The sequence below is a fragment of the Corynebacterium sp. HMSC068H04 genome (genome assembly GCF_001811255.1).
GTDB lineage: Bacteria > Actinomycetota > Actinomycetes > Mycobacteriales > Mycobacteriaceae > Corynebacterium > Corynebacterium hesseae.
Genome location: NZ_KV804001.1, coordinates 1 through 593 on the forward strand (window position 1 = coordinate 1; position 593 = coordinate 593).

The following is a 593-nucleotide window of genomic DNA, read 5'->3' on the forward strand; positions in this document are numbered from 1 at the left end:
ATAGGGTGTCCACTAAACGAGGGTAACCTCAAACTTTCGAGACAACCTCGAAGCAATCCTAGAGCGCCTAGAAGCCCAAGAGACCACCTCTCCACTAGAACTTGGTGCCTCCATCATGCAGGCCTACAGTCACACCCGATTCAACTACACCTACCCCACTGCCCCTGCTTCCACAGCGCAAGAAAGCAACCTGCATGACTCCCACACCTGGAGCCGTTTCCTAGACTCGACTGCTGCCTATCCGGGCTGGGACAAAGAGGAGATAGAACGCCTCGCACAGTCTTCTATCCCACTCAATGCCGACAGTATGAATGCCAAAGGCTTAGCCTCCCACCGCTACCGCGTGAGCGCTAAGCGCCCTGATACGCGCCAGCGGCTACTAGAGACCATGCTGGAGCAACTCGACGACTCAAACCTCGTAGACGTTCACCTCACCCACACCGTAGGCACATACCTCACCGCAGAAAATACGAAGACCCGCTTCCGCATACTCCCCCAAGACGAAAACACCAGCCCGCGCTACCGACTGACCATCAACACCACGGAACCCGCGAATTTAAATTGAGGTTACCCTCGTTTAGTGGACACCCTAT

Annotated in this window: 1 protein-coding gene; it reads left to right on the forward strand. The window is 55.1% G+C overall.

The features are described 5' to 3' along the window. Nucleotides 1–115 precede the first annotated feature (115 nt). Complete coding sequence (locus HMPREF2792_RS07680; protein WP_070532494.1) at nucleotides 116–565, forward strand: hypothetical protein; 450 nt, start codon at nucleotides 116–118, stop codon at nucleotides 563–565. The last annotated feature ends 28 nt before the right edge of the window (nucleotides 566–593 follow it).